The organism is Bombella dulcis, assembly GCF_026385505.1.
Classification (GTDB): domain Bacteria; phylum Pseudomonadota; class Alphaproteobacteria; order Acetobacterales; family Acetobacteraceae; genus Bombella; species Bombella dulcis.
Window position 1 is genome coordinate 157,670 of the sequence record NZ_JANIDV010000002.1, and the last position, 17,602, is coordinate 175,271.

The window sequence follows — 17,602 nt, forward strand, 5'->3', positions numbered from 1 at the left end:
GAAACTCAGGACAGGTCCGGGAGTGACCGCTGCTGGTAGGGGCGGACGCTGAGGCTCGTCTGCAGCCATGCGTCCTCAGTCTTGCTCAGGGGGCTGTTGTGACGGACGGCCAGAGAAATGGTGACATGGATGGTCGGGTTACGCAGCGGGCAGCAGTGAAGCCCGTCATTCTGTGCCGGACTGTGGAAAGAGGCGGGAATGATGGTGAGGCCGATACCGGCCTGAACCATGGTCAGCAGCAGGGTCGTGTCGCTTGTGCGCCCGGTGACCTGGGGTGTCACGCCATGATGGGCGAAGGCTTCTGCAATGAACCGGTTGATTTTGAAATCCTCGTTCATGAGGACCAGTTTTTCTTCCAGAATCTCGGTGAAGGAACAGGAGGTCCGGCCAGCCAGTGGGTGTGAATCCGCCATCAGCAGGCAGAGTTCTTCCTCTGCGAAAGGAAAGGTGCGCAGCTGCCTGTTCTGGACAGGCCCCACGAGGGCGGCAATGTTCGTATGGTGTCCCAGGAGCTGTGTGATCAGCCGGTCAGACGGGTATTCCTCTATGTCCAGTACGACATCGGGATACAGGCTACAGAACTGCCGGATGATGGGACGGAAATAGATGGCCCCCAGTATGGGAGGGAGTGCCAGATGGACGGTGCCTTTCAGCGGTCCCGTTTCATCCGTCATGGCCCGGTGCAGGTTCTGTTCCGCTTCAAGCAGGCGTTCGGCGTGGTGGAAGAAGGTTTTCCCTTTTTCCGTCAGGGTGATGGTTTTGTGCGTCCGCTCGAAGAGGCGGACAGCCAGTTTGTTTTCCAGAGAGCGGATGCCCATGCTCAGGGAAGGCTGGCTGATATGCAGCAGGTCACTGGTGCGGCTGAAGCTGCCCTGTGTGGCAACGGCCATGAAATAGTGAAGTTCCCGGAGGGTCAGCTGAGGATAAAGCATCAGTAAAAGCCTATGATCTGTATAGAACCATAATATTATCATATCGTAGAATGGCACGGTAGGATTTCTCCCATGATCACGAAATGACGTGAAGAAAAGGGAAGGTCAATCTTATGGTAAAGGTTGTTGATTACCTGCTGGAGCAGCTGTCCCGGATTGGCATAGAGCATGTATTCGGCGTGCCGGGTGACTATGCATTTCCGATCAATGATGCCATCACGGCCCGGGAGGACATGCGCTGGATCGGATGTTCCAACGAGCTGAACGCCGCCTATGCGGCTGACGGCTATGCCCGTGTGCGTGGGGTTGCGGCCCTGAACACGACGTATGGTGTCGGTGAGCTGAGTGCCATGAACGGGGTGGCCGGTGCTTATGCAGAGCATCTGCCCATCATCCATCTTGTGGGGATGCCCAGGCGGGCGATTCTGGAAGAGAAAAGGCTGGTGCATCATACGCTGGCTAACGGTCAGCTTATGGCCTTTTACGAGGCAGCCGGTCATGTCGTCTGCGCCCGGACGGTGCTGGATGGCCTGAACTGTGTCCGGGAGGTGGAACGTGTTCTGACGGCACTGCGTAAGGAGCGGCAGCCTGTCTATATCGGCATTCCTGCCGATGCTGCGCATGATGATGTGGTGATGCCTGAGAACCACGCATCTCCGCAGCCTGAAGGGAACCGGAAACAGGCCGAAACCGTGGCACATCGTATCATCTCCGAGCTGGCACGGAGCACAAACCCGTGCGTTCTGCCCGGCATCCTGACGGCCCGTTTTGGATGCCGGGAAGCCGTGAGGCTGTTCCTGGCCCGTTCCGGCCTGCCCTATGCCACCATGTATATGGACAAGGGCGTGGCGGTGAAGGTGGCGCCGTTTTTGTTGATGACATCGCCGGTGGTGCTGTTGAGGAGCGTGGCGGTGCCGGCCTCATTGGTGAGGGTGCCGATTTTGGCGGCTTCAGAGAGGTTCAGGATATTACTATTGGTTGTAGTGACTTTGATAGTACTACCTACAATGTCCGCCCTGCCTTTATTAAGGAGTATATTGGAAATTGTGCTTCCCTTGGAGGAAGAATCTTTAAAGACTCTGAGGGTTGCCCCTTTGTCATTTATGACGTTGAATAACGTGGTTCCGTGTAGTGTGAACGTGCCTTCGTTCTCAATTGTTCCACCGATACTTCCGCCTGTAAGATTGGCTGTTCCACTGTATATGGATGGATTATCTGTGATGGAATTGGACGATGCCTGACTTCCATTTGTCGTATCATCAGCCTGTGCTTCAGTAGAGATGATGGACAGCGGAGAAACGCTGGCCAGAAGCATGGCAATGCCGACAGAGACTTTGCGATATGTCGAGTGAGTGCGTTTTCTGTTCAGACCGGTGGTGTGGTTGAGATCGTGAAAGGCGGTCGTGCTGGCGTTGGTGGGCAGAGAAGACAAAACCGCATCATGTGATGTGCGTTTTTTTCACAGTTCGCGCCTTTCAGAGAAGAAAAATCGTGAGCGGTACAGGAGTATTGAACAGAGCTGAGGGATGCTGATGTCACACCCATCCCAAGATATCCGATGATTAAAAAATAAATAAATTACGGTCAAGAAGTAATTATCAAGAGATAAATTAAAGGTGTATTTATTAAATTTACGTAAAATTCTTATTCGAGGGAATCGGGGCTTATAAGGTGGATTTTCAAGTGTTTTTATGTAAATATTTTTTCTTAGAAGTATAATTCATGTTATTGTACAGTATTATTCGAATTTAACTGAAATAAACTATGATTTTAGGGAAATTTCCTGATTTATCATTTTGGTTTATGGATATTTCCCTATTAGAGATTCATATGGATGTTTCTGCTATTCTGACGCGGGCAATCAAGAGAAAACAGATTATCTATGGCTGTCCTGTCGATTCTGATGGGGCGGTCATTTTTTTCCTGAGAACATCAGGCCTTTTTTCTATGGGATATTTCTTTTTGGTTTCATAAGAAAATAAATATCAAACTATTTTATCCAAGGTGATTTTAATGGGTGGATATGATATTTTCTGCATGAGAGTAAAAGTGATAAAGGTGTTACATGTTCTCTGTATAGAGAGATGGTACATATTCACAGATATGGTACAGTCATTCCATGTTTGTTTTGTCCCCGGTCTGTATGGGGTCAATGTAGGAGGATATTCATGGTAGATGCGCTATCCGAGAAATCCAGAACAGCTTTCATTTTCATGGATTTCCAGAATTACATCCTGAAAAATTTTCTGCCTCCCGAACGGGCACAGCAGGTGGTGGAGAAAGCCCATGCCGTGCTTGAGGCCGCCCGTCAGTCTGGCTGTCTCGTCATTCATGTGATGGTCTGTTTCCGCCCTGGTTATCCAGAGATCAATGGGCGCAACAGGATGTTTTCATGGATAAGGGAGAGTGGCATGGCGATTCCCGAGAGTCATGAAATCGCCATTGATGACAGGATGGCTCCGAGGCCGGAAGAACCTGTGGTGCAGAAGCGGCGTGTCGGAGCCTTTGGCAGTACGGACCTCGACATGATTCTGCGGGCACAGGGAATTGAAAAGATTTTTCTGTCAGGGGTCGCAACATCTCACGTCGTGCTGACAACCTTCAGTCAGGCCTGCGATCTGGATTATGATCTTGCCGTCATCAGCGATGCCTGTGCGGATGGTGATGAGACCGCCCATACATTCCTGACAGAAACGTTTTTCTCCAAGGCGGGGGATGTCCATACGTCTCAGGCTGTCGTGGACGCCCTGAAAAAATGATTCCCTGAACAGGGTTGCCCGTTTCGATCCGGAGACGGGCAGCGGATCGGAGCATTCCGAAATGCCGAAGATTCTTTCTGGCGTCAGCCTGCTGGTACTGTCACATTGTGGAGTGAATGGCGTCCCGTACGGGATTCGAACCCGTGTTGCCGCCGTGAGAGGGCGGTGTCCTAGGCCTCTAGACGAACGGGACTAAAGGCGTGAGGCCTTCTCTAGAGGGATTGCCGGGGAAGCGCAAGGGGGAAAAGCAGGGCGTCCGGAAAAAACATTCCCGATCCCCTGACCGGCAAAGCCTCCATTACGGGAGCGTTGCCAGTCAAGAATGGTCTCTTACCGTCCAGAAGACAGGATGGGGCCGAGAGGATGGCCACCAAGAAGGTGAACGTGGAAATGCGGTACTTCCTGCCCGCTGTCACGGCCCACATTGCTGATGAGGCGGAAACCGCTGGGAATGAGAGACTGTTCGGCGGAAATCTTGTCCACCAGCTTCCAGAAATCCAGAATCTCTTCATCGCTGGCACGGGAGATGAAGTCGTGCAGGTCCGTATAGGCCCCACGGGGAATCACCAGAACATGGATCGGTGCGAGGGGTGAAATGTCATAGAAGGCAAAAGAATGCTTGCTGTCGCACACACGCTCGGCAGGAATCTCCCCCCTCAGGATTTTGGCGAAGACATTGTTGGGATCATAGGCGGGGCTGGATGTCGGCATAAGATGGGTTCCTTCTCTTCTCCTCATGATTGGGGAGTGGGGCAGGGGGAAGTCAAGGGGAGAGGGCGGCAACCCACCTATGAGCCGCGCCTCAGAAGGTGGGTTTCGGGCGGGAGGCTTTTTCCTCAATCCCGCTCGTGCCTTCACGGCGTTCCAGCTCGGCCCAGACATCTGTCGGATCAATGCCTGCATCGACCCACATGACGATCAGATGGTAGAGAACATCCGCACTTTCGCTGATGAGGCCCTGCCGGTCACCCTTGATGGCCTCGATGACGCATTCGACAGCTTCTTCACCAAATTTCTGGGCGATCTTGCTCCGCCCTCTGGCCATGAGGCGGGCTGAATGGCTGACGGATGGTGAGGCCCCTTTGCGGGCCATGACCGTGTGATAGAGCCGCTCCAGAACATCCTTGCGGGTTTCGGGTGATGAAGCGTTATTCTGAGACATATGTTTTCTGTCCTTTTTCATGTCGTTCCCTAGCGGTCCAGCCTGACGGGAAGCCGGGCATCATGCAGGGCCTGTTTGACATCACTGATTTTGAACTGGCCGAAATGGAACACGCTGGCCGCCAGGAGGCCGCTGGCTCCCGCCTGCGCTCCTTCCACGAAATGGGCCAGCTCGCCCACCCCGCCTGATGCGATGACGGGAACAGAGACACGGTTGCAGACAGTTTTCAGCAGGTCGAGGTCGAAGCCGGAGCGGGTGCCGTCACGGTCCATGCTGGTGAGCAGGATTTCTCCAGCACCCCGTGTGGCCATCTGTTCTGCCCAGTCCACGGCGTCCAGCCCGGTCGGTTCCCGCCCGCCTTTGGCATGGACCTCCCATCCGCCATGCCCGTTGGAGCGGGCATCGATGGCCACCACGATGCACTGGCTGCCGAAACGCTCCGCCGCCTCATTGATGAGGTCCGGCGTGCGGATGGCGGCGGAGTTGATGGCGCATTTGTCGGCACCGCTCAGCAGGAGCTTGCGGATGTCCGCACAGCTGCGCACGCCACCGCCAACGGTCAGTGGCAGGCGGACTTCGGCAGCGGTCCGCTCCACGACGTCAAAGATGGTGTCACGATTGTCCGAGCTGGCCGTGATGTCCAGAAAGGTGAGTTCGTCCGCCCCGGCAGCGTCATAGAGGCGGGCCTGTTCCACCGGGTCGCCCGCATCCCGCAGGGAAACGAAATTGACCCCTTTGACGACCCGTCCGTCACGGACATCAAGACAGGGGATGACACGCAGTTTCAGCATGATCCCTCCAGCACGTCGAGGGCTTCGGGCAGGCTGATGCGGCCATCATACAGGGCACGGCCCACGATCACGCCAGTGATGCCGGGTGTTTCATCCGCCGCCTGACGGAGGGCACGGAGATGGTCCAGTGTCCCCACGCCGCCGCTGGCAATGACGGGAATGGAGACATTCCGGGCCAGCTCGACCGTCTGGTCAATGTCCAGCCCTTCCAGCATTCCGTCACGGGTGATTTCTGTGAAGATGATGCCTGCCACGCCTGCATCCTCCATCCGGCGGGCAAGGTCCGTCGTGGTCAGCTCGGAGACTTCAGCCCAGCCCTCGGTGGCGACACGGCCCTGCCGGGCATCAATCCCGGCGATCACACGGCCCGGCCAGGCACGGGCTGCCTGACGGACGAGGTCGGGGTCCTTCACGGCGGCGGAGCCGAGAATGACACGGCTGACACCGGCCTCCAGCCAGCGTTCGATGGCCTTCATGTCCCGCAGGCCACCCCCGAGCTGAATGGGGAGGGACGTGTTGGCAATGATGCCTTCCACGGCCTTCACGTTGGCAGACTGGCCTGCAAAGGCTCCGTCCAGATCAACGATGTGGAGGTGGCGGCACCCGGCCTGTTCAAAGAGTTTTGCCTGTGCCGGTGGGTTGTCGGAGTAATGGGTGGCCCTGCTCATCTCTCCCTGTTGCAGGCGTACGCAGGCACCGCCCTTGAGGTCGATGGCCGGGTAGAGGGTCAGCGGCTTTTCGACAGGGCCACCCGGTTCCGGGCCATGATGGGGCGCGGAAAGGGACGTGCTGACGGGTTGCCACTGCATGGCTTTTTCTTCAGGGACGAGGAGTTTTGAGAAGAACAATCCGCGCACTGTCCGGTCTCCGATTCGTGCAAAATAGGGGTGAGTGCCCCAGTGGGTGAAGCCAAGTGAATTGAGCAGGGCAATGGCATCGGGCAGTGTTTCCCGGACACGGCAGTCCAGCACCTTGGCACCACGGGACTGTGCCCGTGTGATGATGGCCTCCATGAGCAGGTTGCCCAGCCCCTTGCCCCGTTCATAGGGAACGATGAAAAAAGCGGTGATTGTGGCACTCGTACCGTATATCTCGGAACGGGTGGCTGCATGGGCTAGGACCGCTGCGCCGCAGATGCTGCCATCCGGTGCCCGGACGATGAAGACATCACGTTCCGGCACCAGCAGGAGGCCTTCAAAGAAGCGGCGCAGGACGGCACTTTCAGGCGGCGTGTGCCAGTCGAACACGCCCTCGGCCAGAATGGCGGCCACGGTGCTTTCCATCAGGCTTTCGAGATCATCCTCGCAGATGGTGTTCTCCAGCCGCTCGGCCCGGTAACTGTCAGAAGACTGGTTCATGGCTGTGCCTGCATCAGCCCGGCTGCCATGTCAGGAAGTTGCCGAGGATGGTCAGCCCCACGTCCTGACTTTTTTCCACGTGAAACTGTGTGCCGCACCGGTTGCCCTTCGCCACGATGGCGGGGACCGCCATGCCATACTCGGCCGTGGCGACGGTTTCCTCCGCACGAGCTTCCATCAGGGCGTAGGAATGGACGAAATAGCCATGATTGCCCGGCTCCAGCCCGTTGGTCAGGGGGTGGGCACCGGGTGTGAAGGACAGGGTGTTCCAGCCCATGTGGGGCAGGCGGAGACCCTGTTCGGAACTGCCCGTCATGGGGGCGATGTGACCGTCGATCCAGCCCAGCCCTTCGGTGCGGCCATGCTCCAGCCCATAGCGGGCCATGAGCTGCATCCCCACGCAGATGCCCAGGAAGGGCGTGCCGTCATGCGTGGCTTTTTCCAGAAGCGGGCGGAGGCCGCCATCATCAAGGCCTTTTGCACAGTCGGCAAAGGCCCCCTGACCGGGCAGGATGAGGCGGTCTGCGGTCAGGATGTCATGTTCGTTCCGGGAGATGATGATGTCCGCATCCAGCTCCCGGAGGGCGGCGGCCCTCCGGGCTGCCTGTGCAGCAGAAGCCAGGTTGCCGCCATTGTAGTCGATTACGACAACACGCATAAACACTCTCCATACTGCAAGATGTCCGGTCCTGTTTCAGGCAGGAATGGGAGACAAATCAAGGAAAAATCGTGAAAGGAGCCTCATAATACCCCTTTGGTGGACGGAATCTGCCCTGCACTGCGGGGGTCACGGGAGAGAGCCATGCGCAGGGCACGGGCGAAGGATTTGAAGGCACTTTCGGCAATGTGATGGGCGTTGGTACCGGCACGGCCATTCATGTGCACGGTGATGCGGGCGGACATGCAGAGGGCACGGAAGAATTCCTCCACCATCTCCGTGGCCATGGAGCCGATCATTTCACGGGGGAACGTGATGTTCCAGGCCAGAAAGGGGCGGCCTGAAATATCCACGACGGCCTCGCAGAGAGCCTCATCCAGCGGGACGAGAGCGGAGCCGAAGCGTTCGATTCCCCGTTTGTCCCCGATGGCTCTGTGGAGGGCGTCTCCCAGCGTGATGCCCACATCCTCGATGGTGTGGTGGTCATCAATGTGGAGATCGCCTTTCACCTGAACGGTGAGGTCCAGCCCGCCATGGCGGGCCAGGGCATCGAGCATGTGATCGAAAAAACCGATGCCGGTCTGGATGTCGCTTTTTCCGTGTCCGTCAATGGCGAGGGAAAGAGTGATGTCGGTTTCACCTGTCTGGCGGGTGAGCGTGGCGGTGCGTGAAGTCTGAGCAGTCATGTCTTCCTGCTATACCAATCCGCGCCGCTTTCCAAACTTGCTTATTGTGACCGTGTGGGTGAGACTGTCGGCAGTAGAGTTCACGACAGGGATTGTGAGGGGACCCGCCACCATGACGCAGGCTTCATCCACTTCGCCGCTTGCCGCCTTGCTGGGGCGGTCTTCAACGGGCGATCTTGTCGCTCCGGCTCCGCAGGGGGACGTGCTGGCCCGCATTCTGTCTGCCGGTCTGCGGGCACCGGATCACGGCCATCTCTGCCCGTGGCGTTACGTGGTGATCACGGGGGAGGCCCGTCCGGCTTTTGCCGAGCATGTGGTGGCGGCCGTAGCCCGGCAGGAGCCTGATGCCCCGGAGAAGAAGCGTGAGAAACGGCGCAGGCGTTTCTCCGAGACACCGATGATCATTGCACTGGGGATGCATCTCCGGCCGGAGCATAAGGTGCCGGTCATGGAACAGGAAATGGCCGTGGCTGCCGGGGCCATGAACGTTCTCAACGCCCTGCATATGGAGGGGTTCGGAGGCGTCTGGATCAGTGGGGGATTCTGTGAGGACCGGTCCCTGCTCAGCCAGCTTGGTCTGGATGCGCCGCACCGTCTTGCCGGGTTCCTGCTTGTCGGAACGCCGGAAAAGCCGGAACGGACCTCGAATCGTCCTGAGATTGATGAGTATGTGGCTGTTTGGGATGGCTGGAGTCCTGTCACTTTCGGGGCGGATGACAGGCGACGCTGAGACCGGGAGCCGGCTGCTTGCCGGGTCATGATGGTTGCGTTAAAGCCGTGGCCGGATGTGAAGTGAAGGGTGCAGGGCATGACAGGACACGGTGACGTTCATCAGGCGGATGGGATGCAGTCGGATTCCCTGACCAGTGATGTGGTGATTGCCGGTGGGGGACCTGCCGGTCTGGCGGCGGCCCTGTCCTTTGCCCGTGAAGGCTGGCGTGTCAGCGTGGTGGAGAAGGCTCCCCATGCCGTGCTGGAAACGCCTTCCTTCGATGGGCGGGAAATCGCCCTGACCCATCATACGGTCCACTGGCTGAAGCAGCATGGCGTGTGGGACGAGATTCCGGCCGATGCTGTCTGTCCGCTGGATGTTGCCCGAGTGGAGAGTGGCCGTCTGGGGGGACCGCCCCTGATTTTTCATGCACCGGGTGCCGTGCCGGCGTCAGCCTCCCATGATGGGCCGGAGGGGGAGCCTCTGGGCTATCTGGTGGCCAACCACCTCATCCGCCGTGCCCTTCATCGGGTCGTGAGCCGGACGGAGGGCATTGCCCTGCTGTGCCGGACGGGCGTGACGGGGTATCAGGCCAGCCGGGATGGTGTGCTGGTTCAGCTCTCGGATGGCAGGGCCATGCAGGCCCGTCTTCTGGTCGGGGCGGATGGCCGCTTTTCCCAGATACGGGAGATGGCAGGGATCGGGGCCATCGTGCATGATTTTGGCATGAGCATTCTTGTCTGCCGGATGCGTCATCTGACGCCGCATGACAACACGGCCCTGCAATGGTTTGACGAACGCCAGACGATCGCTCTTCTGCCGGTCGCTCCGGATGGTGGGGTGGGAGATGTGTCCTCTCTGGTGCTGACCCTGCCGCCGGATGACATTGCCCGCCTGCGGGTGGCAGAGCCTGATGACTTCAATGCCGAAATTACCCGCCGTACGGATGGGCGGCTTGGCCTTCTGCGGGTGATGAGTGACCGCATCACCTATCCGCTCAAGGCCGTTTATGCTCATCGTTTTCACGCACCCCGTGTGGCTCTGATCGGAGATGCGGCGGTGGGGATGCACCCCATTACGGCGCATGGCTTCAATTTTGGTATCCGTGGTCAGGAAACTCTGGTGCAGGAGCTGAGTGCGGGACCGGGTGATCCGGGAGATGCAGCGTCTCTTCAGCGTTTCGAGAACCGGCACCGCAGGGCAACGTTCCCGCTCTTTACGGCGACCAATGCCATTGCCGTGGCCTATACCCGTGATGACGGGCCGTTCCCGCTTGCCCGTCGGGCAGGGCTGATGCTGGCCAACCGTCTGGCCCCTTTCAAGAAGGCCGTGACACGGATGCTGATGGACCCCGTGTGACCTCTGCCCTGAGGCAGATGGCAGGTCAGACCAGAGGTTTATTTTTTATTACGCAGATGGCTTGCCTGTCATGGCTCTTCACGGTGATACTGGCTGTGGGAGTAATTTCGGTATGGGGAACGTCTTTTCCTGGGGGCGTCGGAATGATTGTGCCGGGATGGCTCGCTTTATTTCACTGTCAGGGCAGAGGCTGATAGCTACATCGTGAGCTAAGTACAGGGTGTATGATGACATATGATGTCATCATTATTGGTGCAGGTTTCGCCAGACTGACACTGGCCTATCAGCTGAAGAAAAAGAATGGCGACCTTCATATTGCCGTCGTTCATGATTCCTCATTCCCCCTTGATGACATATCGGGCAAGGTCGGCGAGTCCTTCAATGAGGTGGCCGCCATCTATTTCGACCAGATGCTTGGTCTGAAAGATTTCATGAAGGCACGTCATCCCCGCAAGATGGGAATGCGTTTTTTCAGGATCAATGAATCGTTCTATTAGGAGCGGGATATAATAATTTCTCTCCCAATTATGCATTTTATTTTGAGCGTGGAAAGCTGGGAAATGATCTGTTTGATCTGGTGAAGGATGAAGCTGATTTTACCTGAATCACAAATATATTGATTTCGAGACCATTGATGGTGAGCAGCATGAATATGTTCATGTTCTGGATCGGAAAGGGAACAGTTCTAGAACATTGAAGGCGCACTGGCTCGTTGATGCTGCCGGGATGAAGAAGCTGCTCGCCCGCAAATTCGGCATCACGCACAAGCTGCCTATCGAGCATTCTTCCGTCTGGTTCCGGGTCGGGGGCGGGGTCAATGTGGATGAATTCCTGCCACGGACCAGTGACAACCCTTTCACGACGGAGCATCGGTCATGGAGTTCCATCCATCTGGAGGGGGCAGGGTACTGGATATGGATTCTGCGCCTTTCCGAGAACAGGACCAGTGTTGGCGTCATCTTTGATGAGAGCATGTATGCGTTTCAGGACTTCGCAACATGGGAGAAGACCACGCTCTGGCTGAAGCAGAATGTCAGGGTGCTGATTGACTATATTGAAGACAGACAGTTCCCCATCATGGATTTCAGGATACTGAGGCGGTTCGCCAGCCAGTCCGACTACTGGGTAAGTGATGACCGCTGGGCACTGGTCGGGGATTCCTACGGGATATGGGACCCCTATTACTCCAATGGCTTTGACATAATCGGGATGCAGAACACGATCCTGACGGAACTGATCCATGCGGACCGTACTGGCGGGGTCATTGAGCAGCGCATTCCTGCGGCCAACCGCTATCTTTATGAAATCATGAGGGCTTTCTCTGTCACCTTTACGGATTTTTACCCCAGAAAAGGCCGGTGGTATTATGTCTGTGCAAAATACAATGTTGACATGGCCATCTATTTCCCAATTCTGGCGACCGTGATGCATAATGCGCTTCAGTCCATGTTCATGGATGAAGACCCGACATTCCGGGAAAAGGTGCCGCACTTCATCAGTGAGGCGGGAAAGACCCATTTCAGGGCCGTCGGGTTCCTGGCGTCTGATGAATTCAGGGATAATGGCGTGGAAGGGTATGATTACATGCCCCTCAATGCCGACACCTATAATGTCTTCGTTTCAGAACGTGGCATTCCCTACCATGAAAAGGACCGGGTCCTGTCCATCCTGAAGAAGAACTGCAACCTGATACTGTGTGTCCTGTATTATCTGCAGTCAGGCCGCAACTACATGGATTTCATAAAAAGAGGGGCCTATTCCGCCATAACGGAACAGACAGACCCGGAGCGTTACAGGGACAATCCTGACCAGCTTGAGGCTGATCTGTTCCGCCCCGTGTAAGGGGGCTTACGAGCCGATGGCGTGAGACTGGAGGAACTGCTCCAGCTTCGCGTCTTCTGCCGTGGCCGTGATGAGGAAGGAGCGGGCCTCCTGTTCGGCGGCTCTGCCCGGGTCAGCAGCCACCATCCTGATGGGAACTTCCAGAGAGCGTGCCAGCAGGTGGAGTCTGTCGGTGGTACGGCCGCTGCCACCATAAAGCCGGTCACCAATGATGGGTGTGCTCAGCATGGCGCAGTGGACACGGGCCTGGTGGGTCTTTCCGGTATGCAGGGTCAGTTCCAGCAGACTGGATGTGCCATCGCTCGCCAGAACCCGCCATGAAGTGCGGGCCAGACTGCCGTGATTGGATGATGCTGTCGTGTCGGGTGCAGGCTCGGAGATCATCTTCCATCCCTGCCGGGCGGAGGAGACACGCCGCAGCAGGGTAGCCAGTGTTCCTTCCCGTTCGGCAGGCTGGCCTTCAACCAGTGCCCAGTAGCGTTTGATGGTCCTGTGTTCAGCAAAGGCCTGCTGGGCGGCGATGAGGGCGGATTTGCGGCGGGCCACGAGCAGGCAGCCTGCCGTATCCGTGTCCAGCCTGTGCACCAGCCAGGGGCCGCCCCGCTTCTGAGAAGTCAGGCGGGTTTCAACACTGTCTTTCGTTTGGGGGCCGGGATGGGCGGCCAGACCTGCCGGTTTGTTGATGACAGCAAAATGCCGGTCTTCCCACAGGATGGGGAGGGCCATCCCGGCATGGAAGAGGGGAGGAGGGGCCATGTGTCAGTCTTCATCCTCATGGTCGTCACGATCCAGCCCCAGGGAGGCTTTCGTTGCCAGAACGTCGCGCCTGCCCACATGGTTGGCGGCACTGATGATGCCCTCACGCTCCATCTGGTCGATGATGTTGGCAGCCCTGTTATAGCCTATGCGGAGATGACGCTGCACGAAGCTGGTTGAAGCTCTCTGCGCACGGACGACCAGTTCCGTGGCCTGTTCATAGAGGACGCTGTCCTGATCATCGTCGGAAGCACGACTGCTGCTCTTGCTGCTGGAGGTGTCTTCTTCCTCCTGCTCGTCGGCAAGAACCTCGGTATTGTAGACGGGAGAGCCTTTGGAGCGCAGGTCCGCCACCACGGCCTCGACTTCTTCATCGCTGATGAATGGGCCATGCACACGGGTGATGCGGGCACCCCCCTGCATGAAGAGCATGTCACCCCGGCCAAGGAGCTGCTCGGCCCCCTGTTCACCCAGAATGGTCCGGCTGTCATATTTGTTGGTGACCTGGAAGGAGATGCGGGTCGGGAAGTTGGCCTTGATCGTTCCGGTAATCACATCAACGGACGGACGCTGTGTGGCCATGATGACATGAACACCGGCGGCACGGGCCTTCTGTGCCAGACGCAGCACGGAGGCTTCGATTTCCTTGCCCGCCACCATCATGAGGTCGGCCATTTCGTCAATGACGATGACGATGTAGGGGAGATGTTCAAGAGGCAGACGGTGTTCATCAAAGACCGGGCGGCCCGTCTCCGGGTCATAGCCGGTCTGGATGCGGCGGGTCGGGGTTTCCCCGGAGGCCTTGAGGTGGCGTATCCGGTCATTATAGCTGCTGATGTTTCGCACGCCATGATCGGCCATCAGGCGGTAGCGGCGGTCCATTTCCTGTACGGCCCATTTCAGGGCACTGACGGCCTTTGGTGGTTCAGTCACCACTGGGGTCATCAGATGGGGAATGCCATCATAGATGGACAGTTCCAGAATTTTCGGGTCGATCATGATGAGGCGGCAGTCTTCCGGGCTGAGCCGGTAGAGCAGGGAGAGGATCATCGCATTGATCCCCACTGATTTGCCCGACCCTGTTGTTCCTGCCACGAGCAGATGGGGCATTCTGGCAAGGTCTGCCATGATGGGTTCACCGGCAATATCCTTGCCGAGAGCCAGCGGCAGCTTGCTGCGGTTTTCCTTCCATGCCGGGGACAGCAGGAGTTCCGGGAAATAGACCGTTTCCCGTGTGCTGTTGGGCACTTCGATCCCGATGACGTTCCGGCCCGGTACGGTGGCAATGCGGACACTCAGCACGGCGAGGGTACGGGCAATGTCATCCGCAAGACCGATCACACGGGAGGAGCGGACACCGGGGGCTGGCTCCAGCTCATAGAGCGTGACGACAGGCCCTGCCCTGTAATCGGTGATGGAGCCTTGCACGCCATAATCATCCAGCACTTTTTCCAGCATCTGGGCATTGGCCCGCAGGGTCTCTTCCGAGGGGCCAACCTGGTTGCTGTCAGGCATGGGATTGAGCAGGCTGATGGCAGGTGGCAGCCATGCGGAGGGTGTGGTCATGCCGGGCAGGGGGGCCGGGGCTACGCTGGGCTGGGGTGCAACGGCCGGATGGGGCGGGACAGCAGAACTGACAGGCTGTGCCGCTTCATGAGGGACGGGAGTGGACACCGTTTCCGGATGCTGGGCAGCGGGCGTACCCGGAGCTGCCGGTGTGACCGGGGCCATGTTGGGGATGGTTTCGGTGATGATGGTGCTGTGCTGTTCCGGTGCTGCCCTGGAGGCCGGGCTGCCCGCCGAGATGAGGCGTTTGAGGAAGCCGGGTTGCTGTGCCGGACCGGACAGTTCCTGCGGCTGGACTGTCAACGGGACGCCGGGGATGTCGTCGTAATTTTCTTCGGCATGGCGACGCTGCACCATGCGGGTCCGGCCAGGATCGTGGCGGATATGGGCCAGCATGCGGGCGTAAGGGTTGTCAGCTTCTTCCTCATGGGGAGGAACGTGCTGTGTTTCCTCCTGTGCCGGGGCTGGAGGCGGTGCGGGAGGCTGGGGTGGCTGGGCGGAAGGGGGCTTCTGCCACGGGGTGGCTCCATGCTGCATGGGAGACCACGGCGCACCGGGAACCGCAGCGGGCCGTTCAGCCTGCCGACTGAGATTGCGCATGATGAAGCCGGAAGGCAGGGGCGCATTTCCCTGAACGGGGCGGCCATGACGGATGGGGCCACCAGCTCCCGAAGGATAGGCGGTCTGGCGTTCCATTTCGGGGGCCGTGCCACGGGGGCGGAAGAGCGCACGGGCGGGCAGCCGGAAGAGGGCACTGAGGCCCCGCCCGACAGACCGCCATTCCCGGCTCTGGAGGCCCATGGTCATGGGGCACAGGATGCCAAGCAGAACGAGGGTGATCAGGATGGAGACGACACTGCCCATGCTGCCCGTTTCACCTGAAACGAGGCTCAGCAGTTTCTGGGCGAAGAAGACACCGCTTTCCCCGCCGATGCCGCTGCTGGTGGGCCATGCAGCGTCCAGTCCGGGCAGGCTCAGCTGAAACAGGCCGATCATCATGGCCGCCACCGGGCAGAACAGGATGGCCGCCATCAGCCGCAGCAGGGGCAGGCCCAGATGGTGATGGCGCAGGAGCTGCCATGTCCATGCCAGCAGGATGAGGACAGGCACGATCCCGGCCAGTCCCAGAAGCTGCGTCAGCCCGTCTGCAATGGTGGCACCGAAGCGGCCCAGCCAGTTGGTCGGCTCGGTACCTGTAGCGGTGTTGAAGGATGGATCATGCGGATTGAAGCTGAAGAGGGACGCTGCAATGGCCAGTGCCATGATGAGCAGGATGAGGCCCAGGACCTCCATCATGCGTGCGGACAGGATGCGGGAGAAGGGAGAGGCGTGCCATGCTGGAATCTCCTCGCCACCATGTGTCAGATCATGGCCGGGAAACGGTTCGGCGGTAGTGCCATGACTGCGCCGTGAGGCAGGCAGAAGGGAGCGCAGCTTGGCAGGAAGGCGAAAGCGGGAGAGCACAGGGGCAGGTCCTCTGGCTGGGACAGAAAGGGCACGATCGGGCCGCAATATAGCCTGTTCCGGGTGATTCTGGGAAGTGGAACCACCCTGCCTCCCGTTTCAGAGGGTGGGGCGGCTTCCCCTGATGCTGTTATCCTGCCGCCAGATGTGCAGCGTCGCTGCCCCGAAGCTGCGCTGGGCCAGCAGGGGCGGTGGCGGTGCGGAGAGGCTCGGCAGAAGATGGGCGTGGAAGGGCTGGAAGGGGTCTTCCGGCTCTTTCCCTTCAGTGGGAAGGGGAGCACTTTCCGTTTCTGCAACGATCAGGGCACCATCGGCAATCCAGCCAAGCCGCCACAGGGCACGCAGGCCTTTCTGCACCAGTCCCTTGTGATAGGGGGGGTCAAGAAAGATGAGCGTATGGGGCTGGGAGGCTTTGGGCGGGCGGGTCACGTCGCAGTGGCGCAGGCGTGCCCGGTCTGTCATGCCGCAGCCATGCAGGTTGGCCTGAAGGGCGGCAATTCCGGGTCGGCTGCCCTCCATGAAGGTAGCAAATTTTGCCCCACGGGACAGGGCCTCAAGCCCCAGGGCACCGGTACCGGCAAAGGCATCCAGCACCACGGCGTTTTCCAGCTCATCCCGGCCGAACCACGGGGCGTGCATGAGCATGTCGAACAGAGTCTGGCGGGCACGCTGGGCGGTCGGGCGGGTTGTCAGTCCGGCTGGAGCCTGGAGGCGGCGGTTGCGGGCGGTCCCGGCGATGATTCTCATGAGGTCAGGACCGTGCCCTGCCGGGTTTGCCGGATTTCAGGCCCGGAATCTGGTCCAGAAGGGTTTTGTGGGAGACTTCCTCCAGCTCGTGGGGCTTGAGGCTGCCAAGGCTGAAAGGCCCGTAGGACAGGCGGATGAGACGGCTGACATGCAGGTTCATGCCCATCATGACCTTGCGTATTTCCCGGTTCTTGCCTTCCCGCAGGCTGACGGTCAGCCATGAATTGTCGCCCTTTGAGGAGTCCAGCGTGGCCTCGATGGGGCCGTACTGCACGCCGTCCAGAACACAGCCTCTGGCAAGCTCTTTCAGCCGCTTTTCATCCACAAGGCCGAAAACACGCACGCGATAGCGGCGGATCCACTGACGGGAGGGAAGCTCCAGCTCACGGGCCAGACCACCATCATTGGTCAGGAGCAGAAGCCCCTCGGAATTGAGGTCAAGCCGCCCCACGCTGACGACACGGGGCATCGCGGCAGGGAGGGATTCAAAGACCGTGCGGCGTTCTTCCGGGTCATGATGGGTCGTGACCAGACCGGCGGGCTTGTGATAACGCCACAGGCGGGTCCGCTGGGGCGGGTCCACGGGCCTGCCATCCACGCAGACAATATCCCCCGGCTGGATGAACGTGGCCGGGTGGGTTACCGGGCTGCCCCCGAGGGTGATGCGGCCTTCCTCAATCATCCGTTCAATATCACGGCGGCTGGCGACCCCACGGCGGGCCAGAGCCTTGGCAATGCGTTCACCACGCTGCGTATCGGGAGAGGAGGAAGGATCGTCTTTCATATCCTGCACGCATACCGTGCCCGGCC

At 58.8% G+C, this 17,602-nt stretch carries 17 protein-coding genes and 1 tRNA gene; 6 read left to right on the forward strand and 12 right to left on the reverse strand.

What is annotated here, in order from left to right; genetic code table 11:
* Window positions 1-5: 5 nt before the first annotated feature.
* Window positions 6-974: a LysR family transcriptional regulator gene (locus tag NQF87_RS04165; RefSeq protein WP_323670710.1), complete on the reverse strand. Its 969-nt coding sequence runs from the start codon at window positions 972-974 to the stop codon at window positions 6-8.
* 71 nt (window positions 975-1,045) lie between these two features.
* Between NQF87_RS04165 and NQF87_RS04170 the strand changes: the two genes are divergently transcribed.
* Both NQF87_RS04170 and NQF87_RS04175 read left to right on the forward strand, forming a co-directional pair.
* Window positions 1,046-2,173, forward strand: a complete 1,128-nt coding sequence (locus NQF87_RS04170; protein WP_266127169.1) for a thiamine pyrophosphate-binding protein — start codon at window positions 1,046-1,048, stop codon at window positions 2,171-2,173.
* Window positions 2,174-3,100: 927 nt separating this feature from the next.
* On the forward strand, window positions 3,101-3,691 hold the full coding sequence (locus NQF87_RS04175) for a cysteine hydrolase family protein (RefSeq protein WP_266127170.1): 591 nt from the start codon (window positions 3,101-3,103) through the stop codon (window positions 3,689-3,691).
* A gap of 117 nt (window positions 3,692-3,808) precedes the next feature.
* On the opposite strand, the gene NQF87_RS04180 is transcribed toward NQF87_RS04175, so the two are convergent.
* The 7 genes from NQF87_RS04180 to hisB all read right to left on the reverse strand — a co-directional run bounded on the left by NQF87_RS04180 (window position 3,809) and on the right by hisB (window position 8,346).
* Window positions 3,809-3,884 (reverse strand) — tRNA-Glu (locus tag NQF87_RS04180).
* Window positions 3,885-4,021: 137 nt separating this feature from the next.
* Window positions 4,022-4,402 carry an HIT domain-containing protein gene (locus NQF87_RS04185; RefSeq protein ID WP_266127171.1) on the reverse strand — a complete coding sequence of 127 codons (381 nt, stop codon included), beginning with the start codon at window positions 4,400-4,402 and terminating at the stop codon, window positions 4,022-4,024.
* 91 nt (window positions 4,403-4,493) lie between these two features.
* Window positions 4,494-4,853 (reverse strand): phosphoribosyl-ATP diphosphatase, encoded by a 360-nt coding sequence (locus NQF87_RS04190; protein ID WP_266127172.1) that lies wholly within the window; start codon window positions 4,851-4,853, stop codon window positions 4,494-4,496.
* A gap of 29 nt (window positions 4,854-4,882) precedes the next feature.
* The gene (gene hisF, locus NQF87_RS04195) at window positions 4,883-5,644 is read right to left on the reverse strand and encodes an imidazole glycerol phosphate synthase subunit HisF (protein WP_266127173.1); all 762 of its coding nucleotides are present in this window, start codon (window positions 5,642-5,644) and stop codon (window positions 4,883-4,885) included.
* Window positions 5,638-7,002 (reverse strand): 1-(5-phosphoribosyl)-5-[(5-phosphoribosylamino)methylideneamino]imidazole-4-carboxamide isomerase, encoded by a 1,365-nt coding sequence (gene hisA / locus NQF87_RS04200; RefSeq protein ID WP_266127174.1) that lies wholly within the window; start codon window positions 7,000-7,002, stop codon window positions 5,638-5,640. The genes hisF and hisA overlap by 7 nt, the downstream gene beginning before the upstream one ends.
* Before the next feature lie 13 nt (window positions 7,003-7,015).
* On the reverse strand, window positions 7,016-7,660 hold the full coding sequence (gene hisH, locus NQF87_RS04205) for an imidazole glycerol phosphate synthase subunit HisH (RefSeq protein ID WP_266127175.1): 645 nt from the start codon (window positions 7,658-7,660) through the stop codon (window positions 7,016-7,018).
* An 83-nt stretch (window positions 7,661-7,743) separates the two neighbouring features.
* Window positions 7,744-8,346: an imidazoleglycerol-phosphate dehydratase HisB gene (hisB, locus tag NQF87_RS04210; protein ID WP_266127176.1), complete on the reverse strand. Its 603-nt coding sequence runs from the start codon at window positions 8,344-8,346 to the stop codon at window positions 7,744-7,746.
* Window positions 8,347-8,458: 112 nt separating this feature from the next.
* Between hisB and NQF87_RS04215 the strand changes: the two genes are divergently transcribed.
* The 4 genes from NQF87_RS04215 to NQF87_RS04230 all read left to right on the forward strand — a co-directional run bounded on the left by NQF87_RS04215 (window position 8,459) and on the right by NQF87_RS04230 (window position 12,259).
* A complete protein-coding gene (locus NQF87_RS04215) occupies window positions 8,459-9,076 on the forward strand; it encodes a nitroreductase family protein (RefSeq protein WP_266127177.1) in 618 nt (205 codons plus the stop codon).
* A 78-nt stretch (window positions 9,077-9,154) separates the two neighbouring features.
* Window positions 9,155-10,417: a 5-demethoxyubiquinol-8 5-hydroxylase UbiM gene (gene ubiM, locus NQF87_RS04220; RefSeq protein ID WP_266127178.1), complete on the forward strand. Its 1,263-nt coding sequence runs from the start codon at window positions 9,155-9,157 to the stop codon at window positions 10,415-10,417.
* A 224-nt stretch (window positions 10,418-10,641) separates the two neighbouring features.
* Entirely contained in the window at window positions 10,642-10,914 is a 273-nt protein-coding gene (locus NQF87_RS04225; RefSeq protein ID WP_266127179.1) for a hypothetical protein, read from the forward strand.
* A 196-nt stretch (window positions 10,915-11,110) separates the two neighbouring features.
* Entirely contained in the window at window positions 11,111-12,259 is a 1,149-nt protein-coding gene (locus NQF87_RS04230) for an NAD(P)/FAD-dependent oxidoreductase (RefSeq protein ID WP_266127180.1), read from the forward strand.
* 6 nt (window positions 12,260-12,265) lie between these two features.
* Here NQF87_RS04230 and NQF87_RS04235 read toward each other — a convergent pair whose 3' ends face one another.
* The 4 genes from NQF87_RS04235 to NQF87_RS04250 all read right to left on the reverse strand — a co-directional run bounded on the left by NQF87_RS04235 (window position 12,266) and on the right by NQF87_RS04250 (window position 17,576).
* Complete coding sequence (locus NQF87_RS04235) at window positions 12,266-13,015, reverse strand: RluA family pseudouridine synthase (protein WP_266127181.1); 750 nt, start codon at window positions 13,013-13,015, stop codon at window positions 12,266-12,268.
* A gap of 3 nt (window positions 13,016-13,018) precedes the next feature.
* Window positions 13,019-16,045: a DNA translocase FtsK gene (locus NQF87_RS04240; RefSeq protein ID WP_266127182.1), complete on the reverse strand. Its 3,027-nt coding sequence runs from the start codon at window positions 16,043-16,045 to the stop codon at window positions 13,019-13,021.
* A gap of 99 nt (window positions 16,046-16,144) precedes the next feature.
* Window positions 16,145-16,792 carry an RsmD family RNA methyltransferase gene (locus NQF87_RS04245; protein ID WP_266127183.1) on the reverse strand — a complete coding sequence of 216 codons (648 nt, stop codon included), beginning with the start codon at window positions 16,790-16,792 and terminating at the stop codon, window positions 16,145-16,147.
* Window positions 16,793-16,796: 4 nt separating this feature from the next.
* Window positions 16,797-17,576: a pseudouridine synthase gene (locus NQF87_RS04250; protein ID WP_266127184.1), complete on the reverse strand. Its 780-nt coding sequence runs from the start codon at window positions 17,574-17,576 to the stop codon at window positions 16,797-16,799.
* Window positions 17,577-17,602 lie beyond the last annotated feature (26 nt).